Raw genomic sequence first — 14,511 nt, forward strand, 5'->3', positions numbered from 1 at the left:
TTTTTGCAAAACAAAATTCCTTATTCAGAGTTGGATTTGTTTTTTTGGGATACCATGGAAGAATGGACACAAATTAAAAAAGGTAAACACCTACCTTACGAGAACACTGAACACGTGTTTTGGCACTTATTACATCAAGTACATTATTGGCCTAAAAGGGCACTAACTGAAGATCTCTATTTAAGAGGTGAGCTAGAGACCTGCTTAGACTGCCTAGAAAGTGAAGGTAACTATCCAATGCCTCTTGACTGTATTGGCATCAGACCCTAGTTAGTCTGCTCTACATCTGCTGTAACTTCCTGCTTACTATTCCAAGGTGCAATTTTAAGTAACATCAACATACCTGGCAACGCACAAACAAAACAAATAATAAAAAACTGCGTATATCCAACAGACTCTATTATAAACCCCGTAGCTGCACTCACAAAAGTACGAGGAATAACCGCGATACTAGAAAATAACGCAAACTGAGTGGCGGTGAAATTTTTATTGGTAGATTTTGCCATGTAGGCAATGAGTGCTACTGAACCTAGGCCAACACCTAAGTATTCAAAACCGCTCGCAATTGCTAATACAAAATGATTGTATCCAACAACGGAGAGCAACACATAACCCAATATGGATACCAATTGAAAGACACCAAAAATCCATAAACTTCGGTTAATGCCTAACTTAACCATGGCTAGGCCACCCAAGACCGTTCCGACAGTCGCGCCAATTGTCTTGGATATTTTTGCTATAGAACCAATTTCCACAGTTGAAAAACCCATATCCATGAAAAATGGCGTTTCCAAGGCCGTAGCCATACTGTCCCCAAGCTTATATAAGATAAGAAAAAGCAACATCCACACAGCTTGTTGCCAACCATCTCGTTGAAAAAACTCTTTGAAAGGCTCGATAACGGCAATACGCATTGTTTGCGGCTCGTCACCGGGTTTGGATGATTCTTTAATCATAAGAGTAGTAATTAAGCCTACTAGCATAAAAACAGCAATACTCAAATGCGCCACTGACCAAGGAAAAAAGCCCGCTAATATCATCGCCAATGAACCGGGCACAAATGACGACAAACGGTAGGCTTGTGCGTAAAAAGCATTACCAGCGCCTAATTCATCATCGGGCAATATTTCTCGTCGGTAAGCATCTATTACAATATCTTGGCTTGCGCTGAAAAAAGAAATAGCCGAAACAATCAAGATGATGTGACTAAGTTCAGTAGCAGGATCAAATAAAGATAAAGCACTCATTAGCGCAATTAACATAATTTGTGTGACAAACATCCAGCCGCGACGCCGTCCAAAAAATGGCAACACAAATCGGTCCATTACAGGTGACCACAAAAACTTCCAAGTGTAAGGAAACAAAACCAGATTGATCAATCCTATTGTTGACAGATCAACCTCAGCAGATCGAAGCCAAGCAGGCACAAACTGAATAAGTAAATAAAGAGGTAAGCCAGAAGAAAACCCTGTTGTGATGCATATTAACATGCGTTTATTAAGGATGGCTTCTTTGAAGGTTTTGTTAGACATTAAAACACGCTTTTGTTATTAGTTTTTATTTAAGACGCATGCAATTAGTAGACACTTTATAGATTTACACTGCAAGTACAACTCGATTTCTACCGGACTCTTTTGCTTTGTACAAAGCTTTATCGGCTGAGTCCAACCATTGTGTACTGTCTTTGTGAGTTTTCACAAAACCAGCAATGCCAATACTGACAGTAAATGAAATATTTATCTCATCATATTCCACTACACATTTTTCAACTAAACGGCGAATCCGTTCGGAAACGAATTCTACATTAGCAACAGGGGTATCTGGTAAAAGAATCGCAAATTCTTCACCTCCATAACGACCCGCTATATCAGTTTCACGAGTGGCTTTTTTAATAATGCCAGCCAAAGCTTTAATCACTTCATCCCCTGCTGGATGACCATAAGTATCATTGACCTTTTTAAAGTGGTCTATGTCCAACATAATCAGTGTCGATGGATTATCACTGCGAAGAGATCTTTTGAATTCCATAACAAACTGTTCTTCCCAGAAACGTCTGTTATAAAGTCCTGTCAAACCGTCTACTCTGCCAAGCTCTTCTAACTGAGCGTTGAGCATTTGCATATCCAATCGAGTTACTGCTTCATCTGTCACGTCATATATGACCAAACATACCTGCTCCACTTCTCCGGTCAATGACGCCAATGGAAAAATCGTAATATTTTGGTACATATGGTTTGCTTGAGACGTGATAGGCCGATTACAGTCAAAATGAAATAAGTAGGGCCGTTGTTCCCAAATAATAAAAACCGGACTTTTTAAAGAAAACGCAGGTGCGGCTTTACGAGTAAACCACTGTTGATCAATTTCTGGAAAAAACTCGAAAATATTTTTATCTTGGATCATCCCCGGCACTATGCTGCTGTGGTTCTCCATAAACTGGTTCCATACCTGCACATTAAACTCTTTATCCAGCACCACAATCCCCACTTCAATCGAACCAAGGAGATCATGTTTCCAATGCATTTCCGCCAGACTATTGTCTACTGCCATAAAATTGGACCTTAATTATGTGAGGTTACAAGTTTATCGAATACCAAATCGATAGATTTGTTAGGAAATAACAACAATAAATCAAAGTGTATGTTCTGGCTCTTAATCGAATAGGCAATTTCGATAGCTAACATATCCTCTTTTCTATGGGTGGTATTTTTTAAGATATCATCCAAATCACAGTGTCTACCCAAAATGATGGGATGGTTATGGCTAAATACTGAATGCAGCTGCTCCGAAAGTGCTCTTAGGCAAGCACCAATCAAAATATTTGAGACATCCATCAATGCCTCCAGCTCTAAGGATTGACTATTTGTATCGTCTGAGTATTTTAATAATTTAACCATATTACTAAAATTAGAGTCGTTGAAAATCACCAAGGCTTCACCATTAATACCGGCACTAATAAAACCTTGAGAAACAGCAGATACACTTTCATTTCGTTGTATATCAGCTATCGCCATATGTAGTTCAGTATTGGTAATCAAATTGACATTCGGAATAGGTAAATCTATAAACTCACCTAACAACTTAGCAAGGCTTTCACCAGCTTGCCCCATGGCCACATTGGCCATTTCGCGGTAAGCATCCAGTTTTTCTACTTGAGAACTTTTTGTGGTGGGTATTACGTCTTCAGCACGTTTCGTGGCTGAAGCTTCACCTGAATAGAGGCCAAATTGAGTTAGGATTTCTACTAGCTTAGCATTGTCAGTCGGCTTGCGAATAAACTCTAACGCACCCAATGCTAACATTCGCTGCCGAGCCTCTGGCTGTACGTCCCCAGAAACCACTATCACCATAGTGGGTAAATCTTCATCCTTGATTGCTTGCATGGTCTGGTAGCCATCCATCACAGGCATGTTTAAATCAAGAAACATAACATCCGCTTTACCAGCTCGGATCAACTCCAATGCTTGCTGTCCATGTTCTGCAAAATTTATTTCAACGTCCCATCCATCTGGAATTGATCTTTGCATTTGTTTACGTGCAAAACTCGAATCATCACAAATAAGTACAGGAGTAGTCATAAGGGCATTATCACCTGATTTTGGTCTGCCTAACGCAAAATTTAAATGGCCACCGGCGCTTTTATGTGGTCATGTGCCTGATAGTCTTGTAATTCGAAATCATTGATTTCAAAAGCAAAGATATCAGTAATACTAGGATTGATTTTCATTTTCGGCAAGGCATATGGTTGCCGAGTTAGCTGTAAATTAGCTTGTTCCAAATGGTTTAAATATAAATGAGCATCACCTAAGGTATGAATAAAATCCCCAAGTTCAAGTTCACAAACTTGCGCCAACATCATAGTCAATAAAGCATAACTAGCAATATTGAATGGCACCCCCAAAAATATATCACCGCTGCGTTGGTATAACTGACAAGATAACTTTCCTTCCAAAACATAAAACTGGAACATAGTATGACAGGGAGGTAGAGCTTGCCTGCCTTGTTCTGCATTTTCTTTCGGCGAAAAAGAGGTATCGGGTAATACAGCTGGGTTCCAAGCACTGACAATTAGTCGTCTTGAATCTGGGTTATTTTTGATTTGCTCAACTAATTCGCTGATCTGATCAATAACTTGTCCATCCGCACCTTCCCAGCTACGCCACTGTTTACCATAAACTGGCCCCAACTCACCGGCATCTGTGGCCCAGCCGTCCCATATTTTCACATTGTTTTCAGTCAGGTAAGCGATATTTGTTTCACCTTTTAAAAACCACAACAATTCGTGAATAATGGATCGCAAGTGACACTTTTTAGTCGTAACCAAAGGAAAACCTGCGTTTAGGTCAAAACGCATCTGATAACCAAACACGCTGAGTGTGCCTGTTCCGGTACGATCTTCTTTCTTAACACCTGTATCTAATACATGTCGCATTAGCTGTAAATATTGCTGCATTCTTCTTAATCTCTTAATACTTTAAAATTTATATACCGGCGCGCATTAAACCGCCTAGACCAACTGATTCAAGATAAAGGTTTATTTCTTCACGTACGTCTTTAGGATTATTTAAAGTTAAAACTTTAGCCAACAATTGCTCAGCACTGCCGCGATGAATATTGCGAATGACCCACTTTACTTTCAGTAAATTGTGATTGTTCATACTCAGTTTTCGATACCCCATTGCCAGCAATAACACTACACCACCTGGTTCTCCTGCTAATTCACCGCATACGGTGACAGGTACTTGCAGTAAGTCAGAATGTTTGGCAATAGTATGTAAAGCACTGAGCACCGCAGGATGATAACTGTCATACAAATCAGCTACACGTGCATTATTGCGGTCTACTGCTAATAAGTATTGGGTTAAGTCGTTACTGCCCACAGAGAAAAAATCAACAATTTTAGATAGCTGTGGTAATTGATATAGCACAGCCGGCACTTCCAACATCACCCCTATTTTAGGCATATGTAGGATTTCGCCCTGTTCGTTGGCCTCTTCTTCAACTTCATGAAACGCTTGCCGAATAAGGCGTTTAGCTTCACTCACTTCACTTACAGAGGTGATCATTGGTAACATAATGCTTAAATTCTGCAGACCAATACTGGCTCTTAGCATTGCTCGAATTTGAACGAGTAAAATTTCCGGATGATCTAAGGTTAAACGAATTCCACGCCAACCAAGAAAAGGATTCTCTTCAGAAATAGGGAAATAAGGTAAAGGTTTATCGCCCCCTACATCTAAGGTACGCATGGTAAAAGGTTTATTGGGTTCAGCTTCGAGTAAGCCTCGGTATAACTCTACTTGCTCATGTTCTGTAGGGAAACGTTCGCGCATCATAAAGGGTATTTCGGTACGGAACAGGCCAACACCATCGGAATACGGATTATCATTTTTTTCTGTTTCCAGTGACAAACCTGCATTCGTAAACAATCGCATTTCGCAATTGTCGGTAGTGATGGCGGGCAACGAATCTTCAGAGTGGATACGCTCAGATAATAATTGCTCTTCAAGCAATAGCTGGTCAAATTCTCGCCTAATGGTGACATTGGGCGAAACAATTACATCTCCAGTGTAGCCGTCGAGTAAAATTTCTTTATCGTGCAATAAAGCAATGGGTACATTGCTCAGCCCCATGACTGCTGGCACACCCATAGCTCTTGCCATAATAGCCGCATGGGAGTTATTTGAACCACGCATAGACACTATGGCCACGAGTTTTTCTTTGGGAAACTCTGCCAACATTACAGCAGTCACTTCTTCAGCAATCAAAATGGCGTGTTCAGGGATCTCACGTTTTTCATCTTTGACTGCTGTCATCCCTAATATATTAGCCAACACCCTATTGCCCATATCTTCGACATCTACAGCACGTTCACGCATGTAAGGATCGTTCATGGCTTGGAATTGACGAATATAGTTTTCTACCACCATTTTTAATGACGTCGCGGCATCCCATCCAGATTTAATTTCTTTCTCAACGTCGCGCCCTAAGCTGTTTGCATCGAGTAAGTGATAATAAAGCTGAAAAATGGCACGCACATCGTCCGGTACTTCACCTTGCATACGCTCTGATAATACAGCCATATCTGCTTGGGTTTGTTTTACCGCATGACGATAATTTTGTACTTGCACGTCATGATTTTCGCTGCGCTTAGGCACATGACTGTGAATGCTCACCATCATGTTTTGTAAATAACCCACACCACTGGCTAACCCTGAAGAGCCAGGCACACCTTTTAGAGACTTTTGCCAGTCTTTGGGAATATTGTCTTGCAAAAGATTAATCGACCCGCGCGCTTTAGCGTTGGCAATTTCTACGGCCAATTGCATCGCAAGTGTGACTAAGAAAGCCTCTTCGTCTTCACTAAAGCGTCTTTTTCGCTTTTGTTGCAGGGTTAATACCCCCAAGACTTTGCGCTGATGAATGATCGGCGCACCTAAGAAGGCGTGGTAATTGTCTTCTTGTACTTCTGGATAGTGTTTAAAGCGAGGGTGTCTTTGCGCATCGCTTATATTAAGCGGTTCTTCACGTTGCCCTATTAAACCAACCAAACCTTCAGAAAAACCAACAGAAACTTGGCCTACAGCAGCTTTAGCTAACCCTTTAGTTGCCACCAACATAAAATGTTGCTGCTCGTAATCAGCTAAATAAATACTACATGAGTCGACTTTTAACGCTTCTATTAATCTATTTGCCAAACAGCTCAACGCATCATCAAATACAGGAATTTGATTCACTTCTTGAACGATACGTTTAAGCGTAGTTAGCATAAGACTGGTTTGTCTCTCATATTCATCTGGTTAATTAAGAAATTATGCCTTTCTGCGCCGCTTTGACTTTTGATAGCCACCTTGATTTTGCGCTACACTCTCTGGCATAGCGGTTGGTGAAAACTCTTTCATCACGCGACGATATACATCCCGCTTGAATGACACAACATTGCGCACAGGGTACCAAAAGCTTACCCAACGCCAGTCGTCAAATTCAGGATGGCCTGATTGTAATAAATCCACATCCTCTTCTTTACAGACAAGTTGCAGTAAAAACCATTTCTGCTTTTGTCCGATACAAACAGGATTACTTCCCTGCCTAACCAATCGTTTAGGCAGTTTGTAACGCAACCAATTTTTGGTGACCCCCAGAATTTTTACATGTTCCGGTTTTAAACCTACTTCTTCATGGAGTTCGCGATACATTGTTTGTTCGGCAGTTTCACCTTCATCGATTCCGCCTTGCGGAAACTGCCAAGAATGTTGCCCATAACGTCTTGCCCAAAAAACCTGGCCTAACGCATTGCAAATCACTATACCAACATTGGCGCGGAATCCTTCGGCATCAATCACTTAGACTCCCGAGAACTCAATTCTTTTAATGTCATGCATTCTTCCATAAACTACGGTGCATTCAAAGGAATAAAAAAAGTATTCCACAAGTAAAAGTGTCCAAATGAAAATATTCCACATTCCCAAAGCTGAACCTAAATCTATCCAAGAACTGATGCAAAGAGCAGAAGCGCTAGCAGGGCTCACCCTAGGTGAAGTTGCCGAATTGGCTCATGTAAAAGTACCTAAAAACTTCAAACGAGAAAAAGGTTGGACGGGTCAACTAATAGAGCTCTGCCTTGGCGCCAGCGCAGGCTCAAAAACCCAGCAAGACTTTGCAAAATTGGGGATTGAGTTGAAAACCATACCCATAGATGCAAACGGCACTCCTTTGGAAACAACCTATGTCTGTTTTGCGCCGCTTACCGACATAGCGGGCATAGAATGGCAAACAAGCAGCGTTAAAAATAAGATTCAACAAGTGCTATGGGTGCCTATTGATGGAAGAAGAGAAGTCGCGCCTCAAGATAGATGTATAGCGACCCCCTTTTTATGGTCGCCAAACAAAGAACAGGACGATCAATTACGTACCGACTGGGAAGAATTAATGGAAATGATCGCCCTTGGCCAAATAGAAAAGATTACCGCGAGACACGGACAATACCTGCAATTACGCCCTAAAGCCGCAAATGGCAGTGCCTTAACTAAGGCTTTTGGTCAAAATGGGCAAGTCATTCACACTCGCCCTAGGGGATTTTATTTGCGAAAAGAGTTTACCGGGAAAATCCTTAAAACCTTTTTCAAAAACGAGCAATATTAGCGATAAGCAAGCACTTTGCGCTCACACTTATCGCCAAAGAGTGAATTGTTATCATTAATTAGCTTGGGGTTCTTAACACCATTAATCTAACCTCGGTCATATCTTCCATGGCAAAGGTTATACCTTCACGGCCTAAACCTGATTCTTTGACTCCGCCATAGGGCATATTATCGACTCGCCAACTGGGCACATCACCTATGACTACACCACCTACGTCGAGCTCGTCCCAAGCTTTATGCGCTTTATAGATATCCCTTGTAAATACCCCAGCTTGCAAGCCAAACTGACTGTTATTGACTTCTTGCAATGCCGCATCAAAATCACTGAACGAGCTGATGATAGAAACAGGCCCAAAAGCTTCTTCGGTATTAATGACTGCATCTTTAGGCACGTTTTCAAGCAAAGCGGCTTGCAACATATTACCTTCTCGTTGCCCTCCACATAATAGTGTAGCCCCCGCCGCTACTGCGTCTTGCACCCAACCTTCTAATCGGGTTGCTTCTGATTCAGAAATCATTGGCCCTATAAAAGTATCTTCATTAAGAGGATCGCCATGTACTAAATTCGCGACTTTGTTGGTATAGCGAGTTTTAAATTCTTGATAAATAGACTCGTGCACAATCACTCTTTGTACGCTAATACAACTTTGACCAGACTGATAATAAGCACCAAAGACAATACGTTCGATGGCATCGTCTAAATCTGAATCTGCATCGACCACACAAGCGGCATTACCACCGAGTTCTAGAATCACTGGCTTTTTACCCGCTTTTGCCTTTAGCTCCCAGCCCACTTGAGGAGAGCCAGTAAAACTAAGTAGCTTAAATCTTTCATCAGTAGTAAATAAATCAGCGCCATCGCGGCTACATGGCAAAATGGAAAATGCTCCTTTAGGTAAGTCAGTTTCGGCCAATATCTCACCAATAATTAGCGCACCTAATGGTGTTCTACTGGCCGGTTTAAGCACAAAAGCACAACCTGTTGCTATCGCAGGAGCGACTTTATGAGCCGCTAAATTGAGAGGAAAGTTAAAAGGTGAAATAAAAGAACATGGGCCAATTGGCACTCGTTTATACATGCCTGTATATCCTTTGGCACGAGGCGTAATTTCAAGATTAAGCACTTCACCATGCATACGTACAGATTCTTCTGCAGCAATTTTGAAGGTATCTATTAAACGTGTTACTTCACCACGAGAATCTTTAATTGGTTTGCCTGCTTCAATACATAAAGCATAAGCCAATTCATCAAAGCGCTCTTCAAAACGTTTAACACAATGGTTGAGAATATTTTGGCGCTCGAAGGGAGCCATCTTATTCAATAGAGGTTGACTGGCTTCGGCTGCTGCAATAGCTTGATCAATTACCTTCGCATCGGCAAGAGCAGCACTAGTAGCCACTTCATTGGTGTATTTATTGGTTATCGCCAAATCCTGATTGGCAAAAACAGCTTCATTAGCCAGATAATAAGGGTAAGCTTTAGCTAACATAAAAACTCCTTGGTTGAATCTGCATTAAATAGCGGCACTGCGCTGGCGTAGTGTTTGATTTAAGGTTTTATCATTTAACGAATAATCTACTGGCACATCTATTAGATGCACACCAGGCTCCGCTAAACATTTTTGTACCTGTGGCAGTAACTCATCGGCTGCGGCAATACGCCAACCTTTACCACCATAACTTTCCACATACTTAACAAAGTCGGGATTGCCATAATCCAAACCAAAATTTTCAAATTCCATGTTGGCTTGTTTCCATTTGATCATCCCATAAGCATCGTCACGCAAGATAATCACGACTATGTGTAACTTGAGACGTACTGCGGTTTCTAATTCTTGACTGTTCATCATAAAGCCACCGTCGCCACAAACCGAGATAACAGGCTTATTAGGATGTACCATCTTAGCAGCCATAGCTGAAGGTAAACCTGCTCCCATAGTAGCCAGGGCATTGTCTAGCAATAAAGTATTGGGCAGTGCCGCAGGGTAATTACGTGCAAACCAAATTTTGTACACACCGTTGTCTAGGGTCACTATGCCATCATCTGGCATGGCCTTACGAATATCCCGAACAAAACGTTCAGGTAAAATGGGGAAACGGTCATCGTTTTCACTTTCAGCTTTATGTTCAAGGTAAGCATTATGCGCTTTAAGGAAGAAACTAAAGTCCCAGCTAGATTGGGCTGTCATTTGTTCCTTCATTTGCCAAATTGTATTGGCTATGTCACCAATCACTTCGAGTTGTGGAAAATAAACAGGGTCAACCGCTGCTGGCTCAAAGTTTATGTGGATAACCTGACGCCCATCATTTTTCATAAAGAAAGGTGGTTTTTCTACCACATCGTGGCCAACATTAATGATCAAATCGGCACTATCAATTACGCGGTGAACAAAATCCCCAGCTGAAAGCGCTGTGTTGCCCATAAACAACTCATCACTTTCGTTAAGTACACCTTTACCCATTTGCGTGGTGACATAAGGAATGCCAGTTTTAACAACTAATTCTTTGAGCATTTTGGAGGTTAATTTACGATTAGCTGCAGCGCCAATTAGCAGCAATGGAGACTTCGCTGCTTCTATCATTTCCACCGCTTTATTAATGGCCTTATACTCGGCAATAGGGCGTCGACTCACGCTAGGTGACAATAGGTGTGCCTTAGTAATTTCAGCAGCTATGTCTTCCGGTAATTCAATGTGCGTGGCACCTGGTCGCTCATCATGGGCTAATCTAAATGCTTCACGCACTGCGGAAGGGATCCGATCGCCACTCACCAATTGGGTAGTATATTTGGTTATAGGACGCATCATATCAACAGCGTCAATTACCTGAAATCGCCCTTGTTTACTGGTTTTAACTGGCTTTTGTCCGGTTATCATTAACATAGGCATCGCCCCTAATTGTGCATAGGCAGCAGGCGTCACAAGATTGGTGGCTCCAGGACCAAGGGTCGATAAACAAACACCAACCTTACCGGTTAATCGACCATAAGTTGCGGCCATAAAGCCCGCTCCTTGTTCATGGCGAGTCAATATTAGTTTGATAGGTGATTCCCGCAATGATTCCAATAAGTCGAGATTCTCCTCACCCGGGATACCAAAAATATATTCCACACCTTCAGCTTCAAGGGCTTTTACAAATAAATCAGACGCTTTCATGGGCGCTCCTATAAAGTTTGTAGGGTTAATAACCCACAACAATTTAGCAGTGAGGGTTAACAAAAAGTAAGGTCATGCCTTTTTTTTATGTTTGTATAATCTGTTTGTTGCTAGTGCTGGTAAAGCATAAAAAACCGATTGGCTAAATCATTTTTTATATAGAAAAAAACTTTACAATTCATTAACCCTTAAAAATAAGCCATAAATCAGTCTTTTACTGTGTTTATTTTATTTACTGTATGACTAAACCTTAGAAGACTAGGATTGTTCTACTAGACATTGAACAATATCGAGTTGCAACTGGGTTGTTTGCGGTTGAGTCAGTAAGCGGTGCGCTTCATTTTTGTTGTTTTGCTTCAATACTAACGACCAATTCCTGCTTAGATTGTCTACTTTCGCGAGAATAGTTTCTATCTCTGCGCTAGGAAAATACTCCTTAAACTTCACTAAACAAGTCGTTAATTCATCAAGTATATGTTTGATATGAGCGGCTAATTCTTCACTGTATTGGCGCCTTATCTCAACAGACTGTGTTTGAAAACCCTGCAGCAGTGTTGATAACAACTGAGAAAATTCTTCTGCAGTGGTCTGAGTGTTTTTTATGGGTTGTGGAAATTGCCTTAAGGTCTTATCTGGAGAACCGTCCAGCAAACGATAACCTCGAGCCGCCTTGCTGTCAGTGCCAATAGAGGTGGGCATTAATCTAACAATAGTTTCCGCTATATCAAAGAGTACCTTGGTATCGCCTTTTTTAAGCTCCAGTTCAACTTCACAGATTGGAAGACTCTTACCGTCCGACGTTACTTCACCGAGATCCCACACTAACTCCACAATGTCCCCTTGAGAAAATTCAAGTAAGTAGACTTTTCGTTGAAAATGGGTTGTAAAAAGTGTGTCTAGTCTAGCCTGTAAATCCTCGACATCTAAGGTTTTAGGCCATGCTGACAAAGGAAACAAATGAAGATCAGGGATAGTGACACTTTGCTTTTTTGATTCATCGAGCGGCACATTGTATTCGGGGCGTTGATGTAATCCTCCTAGAGACTTTCCAGCTGTTTTTAAGGTTTGTTCGTACTTTTGGTTATTGCCTCTAATCCTCAAGCCAATATCGTGCTGTCGTAACCTTCGATCTGGCGTATCAAAATAATGATTGGTCAATACCAGAGTTTGTTGGGTAACGCTGGCATTGAGCAGTGGCAGCAACTTAGTTTCAATAACCTCACCAGCCTCTTCATTGGTGAGTAATTTGAGTTCAATTTCGTATTCCATAAAACCTTTTTCGACTAATAAAAGTCAGCATCTATATTTTCGCCTTACCTTAGCTGTTCAAATCCTAGTATACAATAACGAACTGTCGCAAAAGCGCATCAGTCCTACAACTCTATTGGTTTAAAAGTAAATAGACCCTTGCCTTTCTTTTAGTCAGGCAATACCATTTACTGCATATTTTTAGGAGTACGTTTTTTTGATGATACGCAAACAAATAATTTTACTTTTTTTATGCATCACTTGCAGTCTTATAGGTACACAATCTTTGGCTCAAGAACCCAATGATAGCGATGGTGAGATTCGCTATATCTCTGACGATTTGTTTACTTATCTGCATGCCGGACCTGGGCGTAATTTCCGAATTTTAGGCTCTGTTATAGCGGGCACCCGTGTAACAATGCTTCAAGAAGATAAAGAGAATAACTTCATTGAAATAATTGATGATAAACAAAGAACCGGCTGGGTTGATGCTGACTTTATTAGTGTCAGTAGCAGTGTGAGAGCATTGGTGCCTGGGCTTCAACAACAAGTAAAAGATACTCAACAAACAATTCAGCAACAGCGCCAGAGTAACGATTTACTTAATCAGCAAATTGCCGATCTCACCTCTCAAAATACCAATTTAAAGAATAAGTTAAGTGATGCTGAGAAAGAAAATGCAAAAATCACGCAAACTCTCGCGGATTATGACCAAACTGCACAAATGGAATGGTTCACTCGCGGTGGAATTGTTGCCGTTATTAGTTTGCTTCTAGGGATAATCCTTACCTACTTACCCAAGAAGAGACGTAGAAACGATAATTGGATGTAATATCTAAAGATTGAGTAAAAACTAGCCTTAGGATTGCTAATTCACAGAGAGGGCTCACAAGGTGTTTGATACCACTAGCCCTGCCCTAAAAACCTCTGCATAATAGGGCAATGGCGACGAATTGGAGAGAAAAACGATGAAATGGGTGGTGGCAGTTTTGTTCACACTATTTTGTTTGCTCCAATATCGTTTATGGTTTGGTAAAAATAGCGTGCCCGACTTTATGATTTTAAAAAAAGAAGTCGCCTTACAAGTCATTCAAAACGCGAATTTAAGGCAACGCAATAGTTTATTAAAAGCTGATATCCATGATTTAAAAATTGGCTTGGAAGCGGCTGAAGAACGCGCTAGAAATGAATTAGGCCTAATTAAAAAAGGCGAAACATTTTATCGTATTTTGCCCTCTTCCGATTAATTCTTATGTCTTCACTTCCTCAGTATTCTGTTGTTGTACCTGCCGCTGGCATTGGTAAACGTATGCGAGCAGATTGTCCGAAGCAATATCTACATATTGCTGGCAAAACAATCATTGAACATACTCTCACTAATTTACTGGGACATAGCCAAGTAAAACGTGTGATTGTAGTGTTGCATGCAAAGGACAAATCATTTGCCGAATTGCCCATAGCTAGCCACCCTAAGGTTGAGGTTGTTGAAGGCGGACAAGAACGCTGTGATTCAGTATTGGCTGGGCTGAATTATTTACCTGAGGATGAAGACTGGGTGCTAGTGCATGACGCCGCTCGTCCATGTTTAGCAAAATCCGATTTAACTGCGCTATTACAATTAGCAACGCAAGGCAGTAGCGGTGGGATCTTAGCCACTCCAGTTCGCGATACCATGAAACGTGCGGTTGCCCTGAAAATGAACGATCAACATTTTATCAACTATACCGAATCACGAGAAAATTTGTGGCATGCATTAACTCCACAGTTTTTTAACTGTGTCACATTACGCCGAGCTTTAAATGCCGCGACTAAAGAAAATGTTCAGATCACTGATGAAGCATCAGCTATGGAACATCTAGGCGAAAAAGTAATATTAGTTGAGGGGCGAGCCTCAAATATCAAAATAACCCAACCTGAAGATTTGTTATTAGCAGAATTTTACCTGACTCAACAGCAAAAAGAGTAAT

At 41.2% G+C, this 14,511-nt stretch carries 14 protein-coding genes; 5 read left to right on the plus strand and 9 right to left on the minus strand.

What is annotated here, in order from left to right:
* The first annotated feature begins 3 nt into the window (after nucleotides 1–3).
* Nucleotides 4–270, plus strand: a complete 267-nt coding sequence (locus AAC000_RS12380) for a hypothetical protein (protein ID WP_339723101.1) — start codon at nucleotides 4–6, stop codon at nucleotides 268–270.
* Here AAC000_RS12380 and AAC000_RS12385 read toward each other — a convergent pair.
* The 6 genes from AAC000_RS12385 to rppH form a co-directional block, all read right to left on the minus strand.
* Entirely contained in the window at nucleotides 267–1,532 is a 1,266-nt protein-coding gene (locus AAC000_RS12385; protein WP_339723102.1) for an AmpG family muropeptide MFS transporter, read from the minus strand. The two genes, AAC000_RS12380 and AAC000_RS12385, sit on opposite strands and share 4 nt — an antisense overlap.
* Nucleotides 1,533–1,596: 64 nt before the next feature.
* On the minus strand, nucleotides 1,597–2,550 hold the full coding sequence (locus tag AAC000_RS12390; protein WP_339723103.1) for a GGDEF domain-containing protein: 954 nt from the start codon (nucleotides 2,548–2,550) through the stop codon (nucleotides 1,597–1,599).
* An 11-nt stretch (nucleotides 2,551–2,561) separates the two neighbouring features.
* Nucleotides 2,562–3,578: a response regulator gene (locus AAC000_RS12395; protein WP_339723104.1), complete on the minus strand. Its 1,017-nt coding sequence runs from the start codon at nucleotides 3,576–3,578 to the stop codon at nucleotides 2,562–2,564.
* A 41-nt stretch (nucleotides 3,579–3,619) separates the two neighbouring features.
* Nucleotides 3,620–4,453, minus strand: a complete 834-nt coding sequence (locus AAC000_RS12400; RefSeq protein ID WP_339723105.1) for a thymidylate synthase — start codon at nucleotides 4,451–4,453, stop codon at nucleotides 3,620–3,622.
* 28 nt (nucleotides 4,454–4,481) lie between these two features.
* Nucleotides 4,482–6,770: a phosphoenolpyruvate--protein phosphotransferase gene (ptsP, locus tag AAC000_RS12405; protein ID WP_339723106.1), complete on the minus strand. Its 2,289-nt coding sequence runs from the start codon at nucleotides 6,768–6,770 to the stop codon at nucleotides 4,482–4,484.
* Nucleotides 6,771–6,812: 42 nt separating this feature from the next.
* Nucleotides 6,813–7,343: an RNA pyrophosphohydrolase gene (rppH, locus tag AAC000_RS12410; protein ID WP_339723107.1), complete on the minus strand. Its 531-nt coding sequence runs from the start codon at nucleotides 7,341–7,343 to the stop codon at nucleotides 6,813–6,815.
* A 103-nt stretch (nucleotides 7,344–7,446) separates the two neighbouring features.
* Here rppH and mutH point away from each other — a divergent pair, with 103 nt between their 5' ends.
* Nucleotides 7,447–8,142, plus strand: a complete 696-nt coding sequence (mutH, locus tag AAC000_RS12415; RefSeq protein WP_339723108.1) for a DNA mismatch repair endonuclease MutH — start codon at nucleotides 7,447–7,449, stop codon at nucleotides 8,140–8,142.
* Between the two features lie 58 nt (nucleotides 8,143–8,200).
* Here the strand turns inward: mutH and AAC000_RS12420 are convergent, their stop codons facing one another.
* From AAC000_RS12420 to AAC000_RS12430, 3 genes are all read right to left on the minus strand, one after another.
* Nucleotides 8,201–9,631, minus strand: a complete 1,431-nt coding sequence (locus AAC000_RS12420) for an aldehyde dehydrogenase family protein (protein ID WP_339723109.1) — start codon at nucleotides 9,629–9,631, stop codon at nucleotides 8,201–8,203.
* A gap of 24 nt (nucleotides 9,632–9,655) precedes the next feature.
* The gene (locus AAC000_RS12425; RefSeq protein ID WP_339723110.1) at nucleotides 9,656–11,296 is read right to left on the minus strand and encodes an acetolactate synthase large subunit; all 1,641 of its coding nucleotides are present in this window, start codon (nucleotides 11,294–11,296) and stop codon (nucleotides 9,656–9,658) included.
* A gap of 258 nt (nucleotides 11,297–11,554) precedes the next feature.
* Nucleotides 11,555–12,565, minus strand: coding sequence for a CYTH domain-containing protein (locus tag AAC000_RS12430; protein WP_339723111.1), 1,011 nt, complete (start codon nucleotides 12,563–12,565; stop codon nucleotides 11,555–11,557).
* Nucleotides 12,566–12,830: 265 nt separating this feature from the next.
* On the opposite strand from AAC000_RS12430, the gene AAC000_RS12435 reads away from it, so the two are divergent.
* The 3 genes from AAC000_RS12435 to ispD all read left to right on the plus strand — a co-directional run bounded on the left by AAC000_RS12435 (nucleotide 12,831) and on the right by ispD (nucleotide 14,510).
* Nucleotides 12,831–13,376, plus strand: coding sequence for a TIGR04211 family SH3 domain-containing protein (locus AAC000_RS12435; protein WP_339723112.1), 546 nt, complete (start codon nucleotides 12,831–12,833; stop codon nucleotides 13,374–13,376).
* Nucleotides 13,377–13,512: 136 nt separating this feature from the next.
* Nucleotides 13,513–13,791 carry a cell division protein FtsB gene (gene ftsB, locus AAC000_RS12440; protein ID WP_339723113.1) on the plus strand — a complete coding sequence of 93 codons (279 nt, stop codon included), beginning with the start codon at nucleotides 13,513–13,515 and terminating at the stop codon, nucleotides 13,789–13,791.
* A gap of 5 nt (nucleotides 13,792–13,796) precedes the next feature.
* Complete coding sequence (ispD, locus tag AAC000_RS12445) at nucleotides 13,797–14,510, plus strand: 2-C-methyl-D-erythritol 4-phosphate cytidylyltransferase (RefSeq protein ID WP_339723114.1); 714 nt, start codon at nucleotides 13,797–13,799, stop codon at nucleotides 14,508–14,510.
* Nucleotide 14,511 lies beyond the last annotated feature (1 nt).

It is taken from the genome of uncultured Paraglaciecola sp., assembly GCF_963977085.1.
GTDB lineage: Bacteria > Pseudomonadota > Gammaproteobacteria > Enterobacterales > Alteromonadaceae > Paraglaciecola.

Bases quoted from the DNA above. Each gene is read 5' to 3' on its own strand.
- AAC000_RS12385 (WP_339723102.1), bottom strand. From the start codon at position 1,532: ATGTCTAACAAAACCTTCAAAGAAGCCATCCTTAATAAACGCATGTTA.
- AAC000_RS12390 (WP_339723103.1), bottom strand. From the start codon at position 2,550: ATGGCAGTAGACAATAGTCTGGCGGAAATGCATTGGAAACATGATCTC.
- AAC000_RS12395 (WP_339723104.1), bottom strand. From the start codon at position 3,578: ATGACTACTCCTGTACTTATTTGTGATGATTCGAGTTTTGCACGTAAA.
- AAC000_RS12400 (WP_339723105.1), bottom strand. From the start codon at position 4,453: ATGCAGCAATATTTACAGCTAATGCGACATGTATTAGATACAGGTGTT.
- ptsP (WP_339723106.1), bottom strand. From the start codon at position 6,770: ATGCTAACTACGCTTAAACGTATCGTTCAAGAAGTGAATCAAATTCCT.
- mutH (WP_339723108.1), top strand. From the start codon at position 7,447: ATGAAAATATTCCACATTCCCAAAGCTGAACCTAAATCTATCCAAGAA.
- AAC000_RS12420 (WP_339723109.1), bottom strand. From the start codon at position 9,631: ATGTTAGCTAAAGCTTACCCTTATTATCTGGCTAATGAAGCTGTTTTT.
- AAC000_RS12425 (WP_339723110.1), bottom strand. From the start codon at position 11,296: ATGAAAGCGTCTGATTTATTTGTAAAAGCCCTTGAAGCTGAAGGTGTG.
- AAC000_RS12430 (WP_339723111.1), bottom strand. From the start codon at position 12,565: ATGGAATACGAAATTGAACTCAAATTACTCACCAATGAAGAGGCTGGT.
- ftsB (WP_339723113.1), top strand. From the start codon at position 13,513: ATGAAATGGGTGGTGGCAGTTTTGTTCACACTATTTTGTTTGCTCCAA.
- ispD (WP_339723114.1), top strand. From the start codon at position 13,797: ATGTCTTCACTTCCTCAGTATTCTGTTGTTGTACCTGCCGCTGGCATT.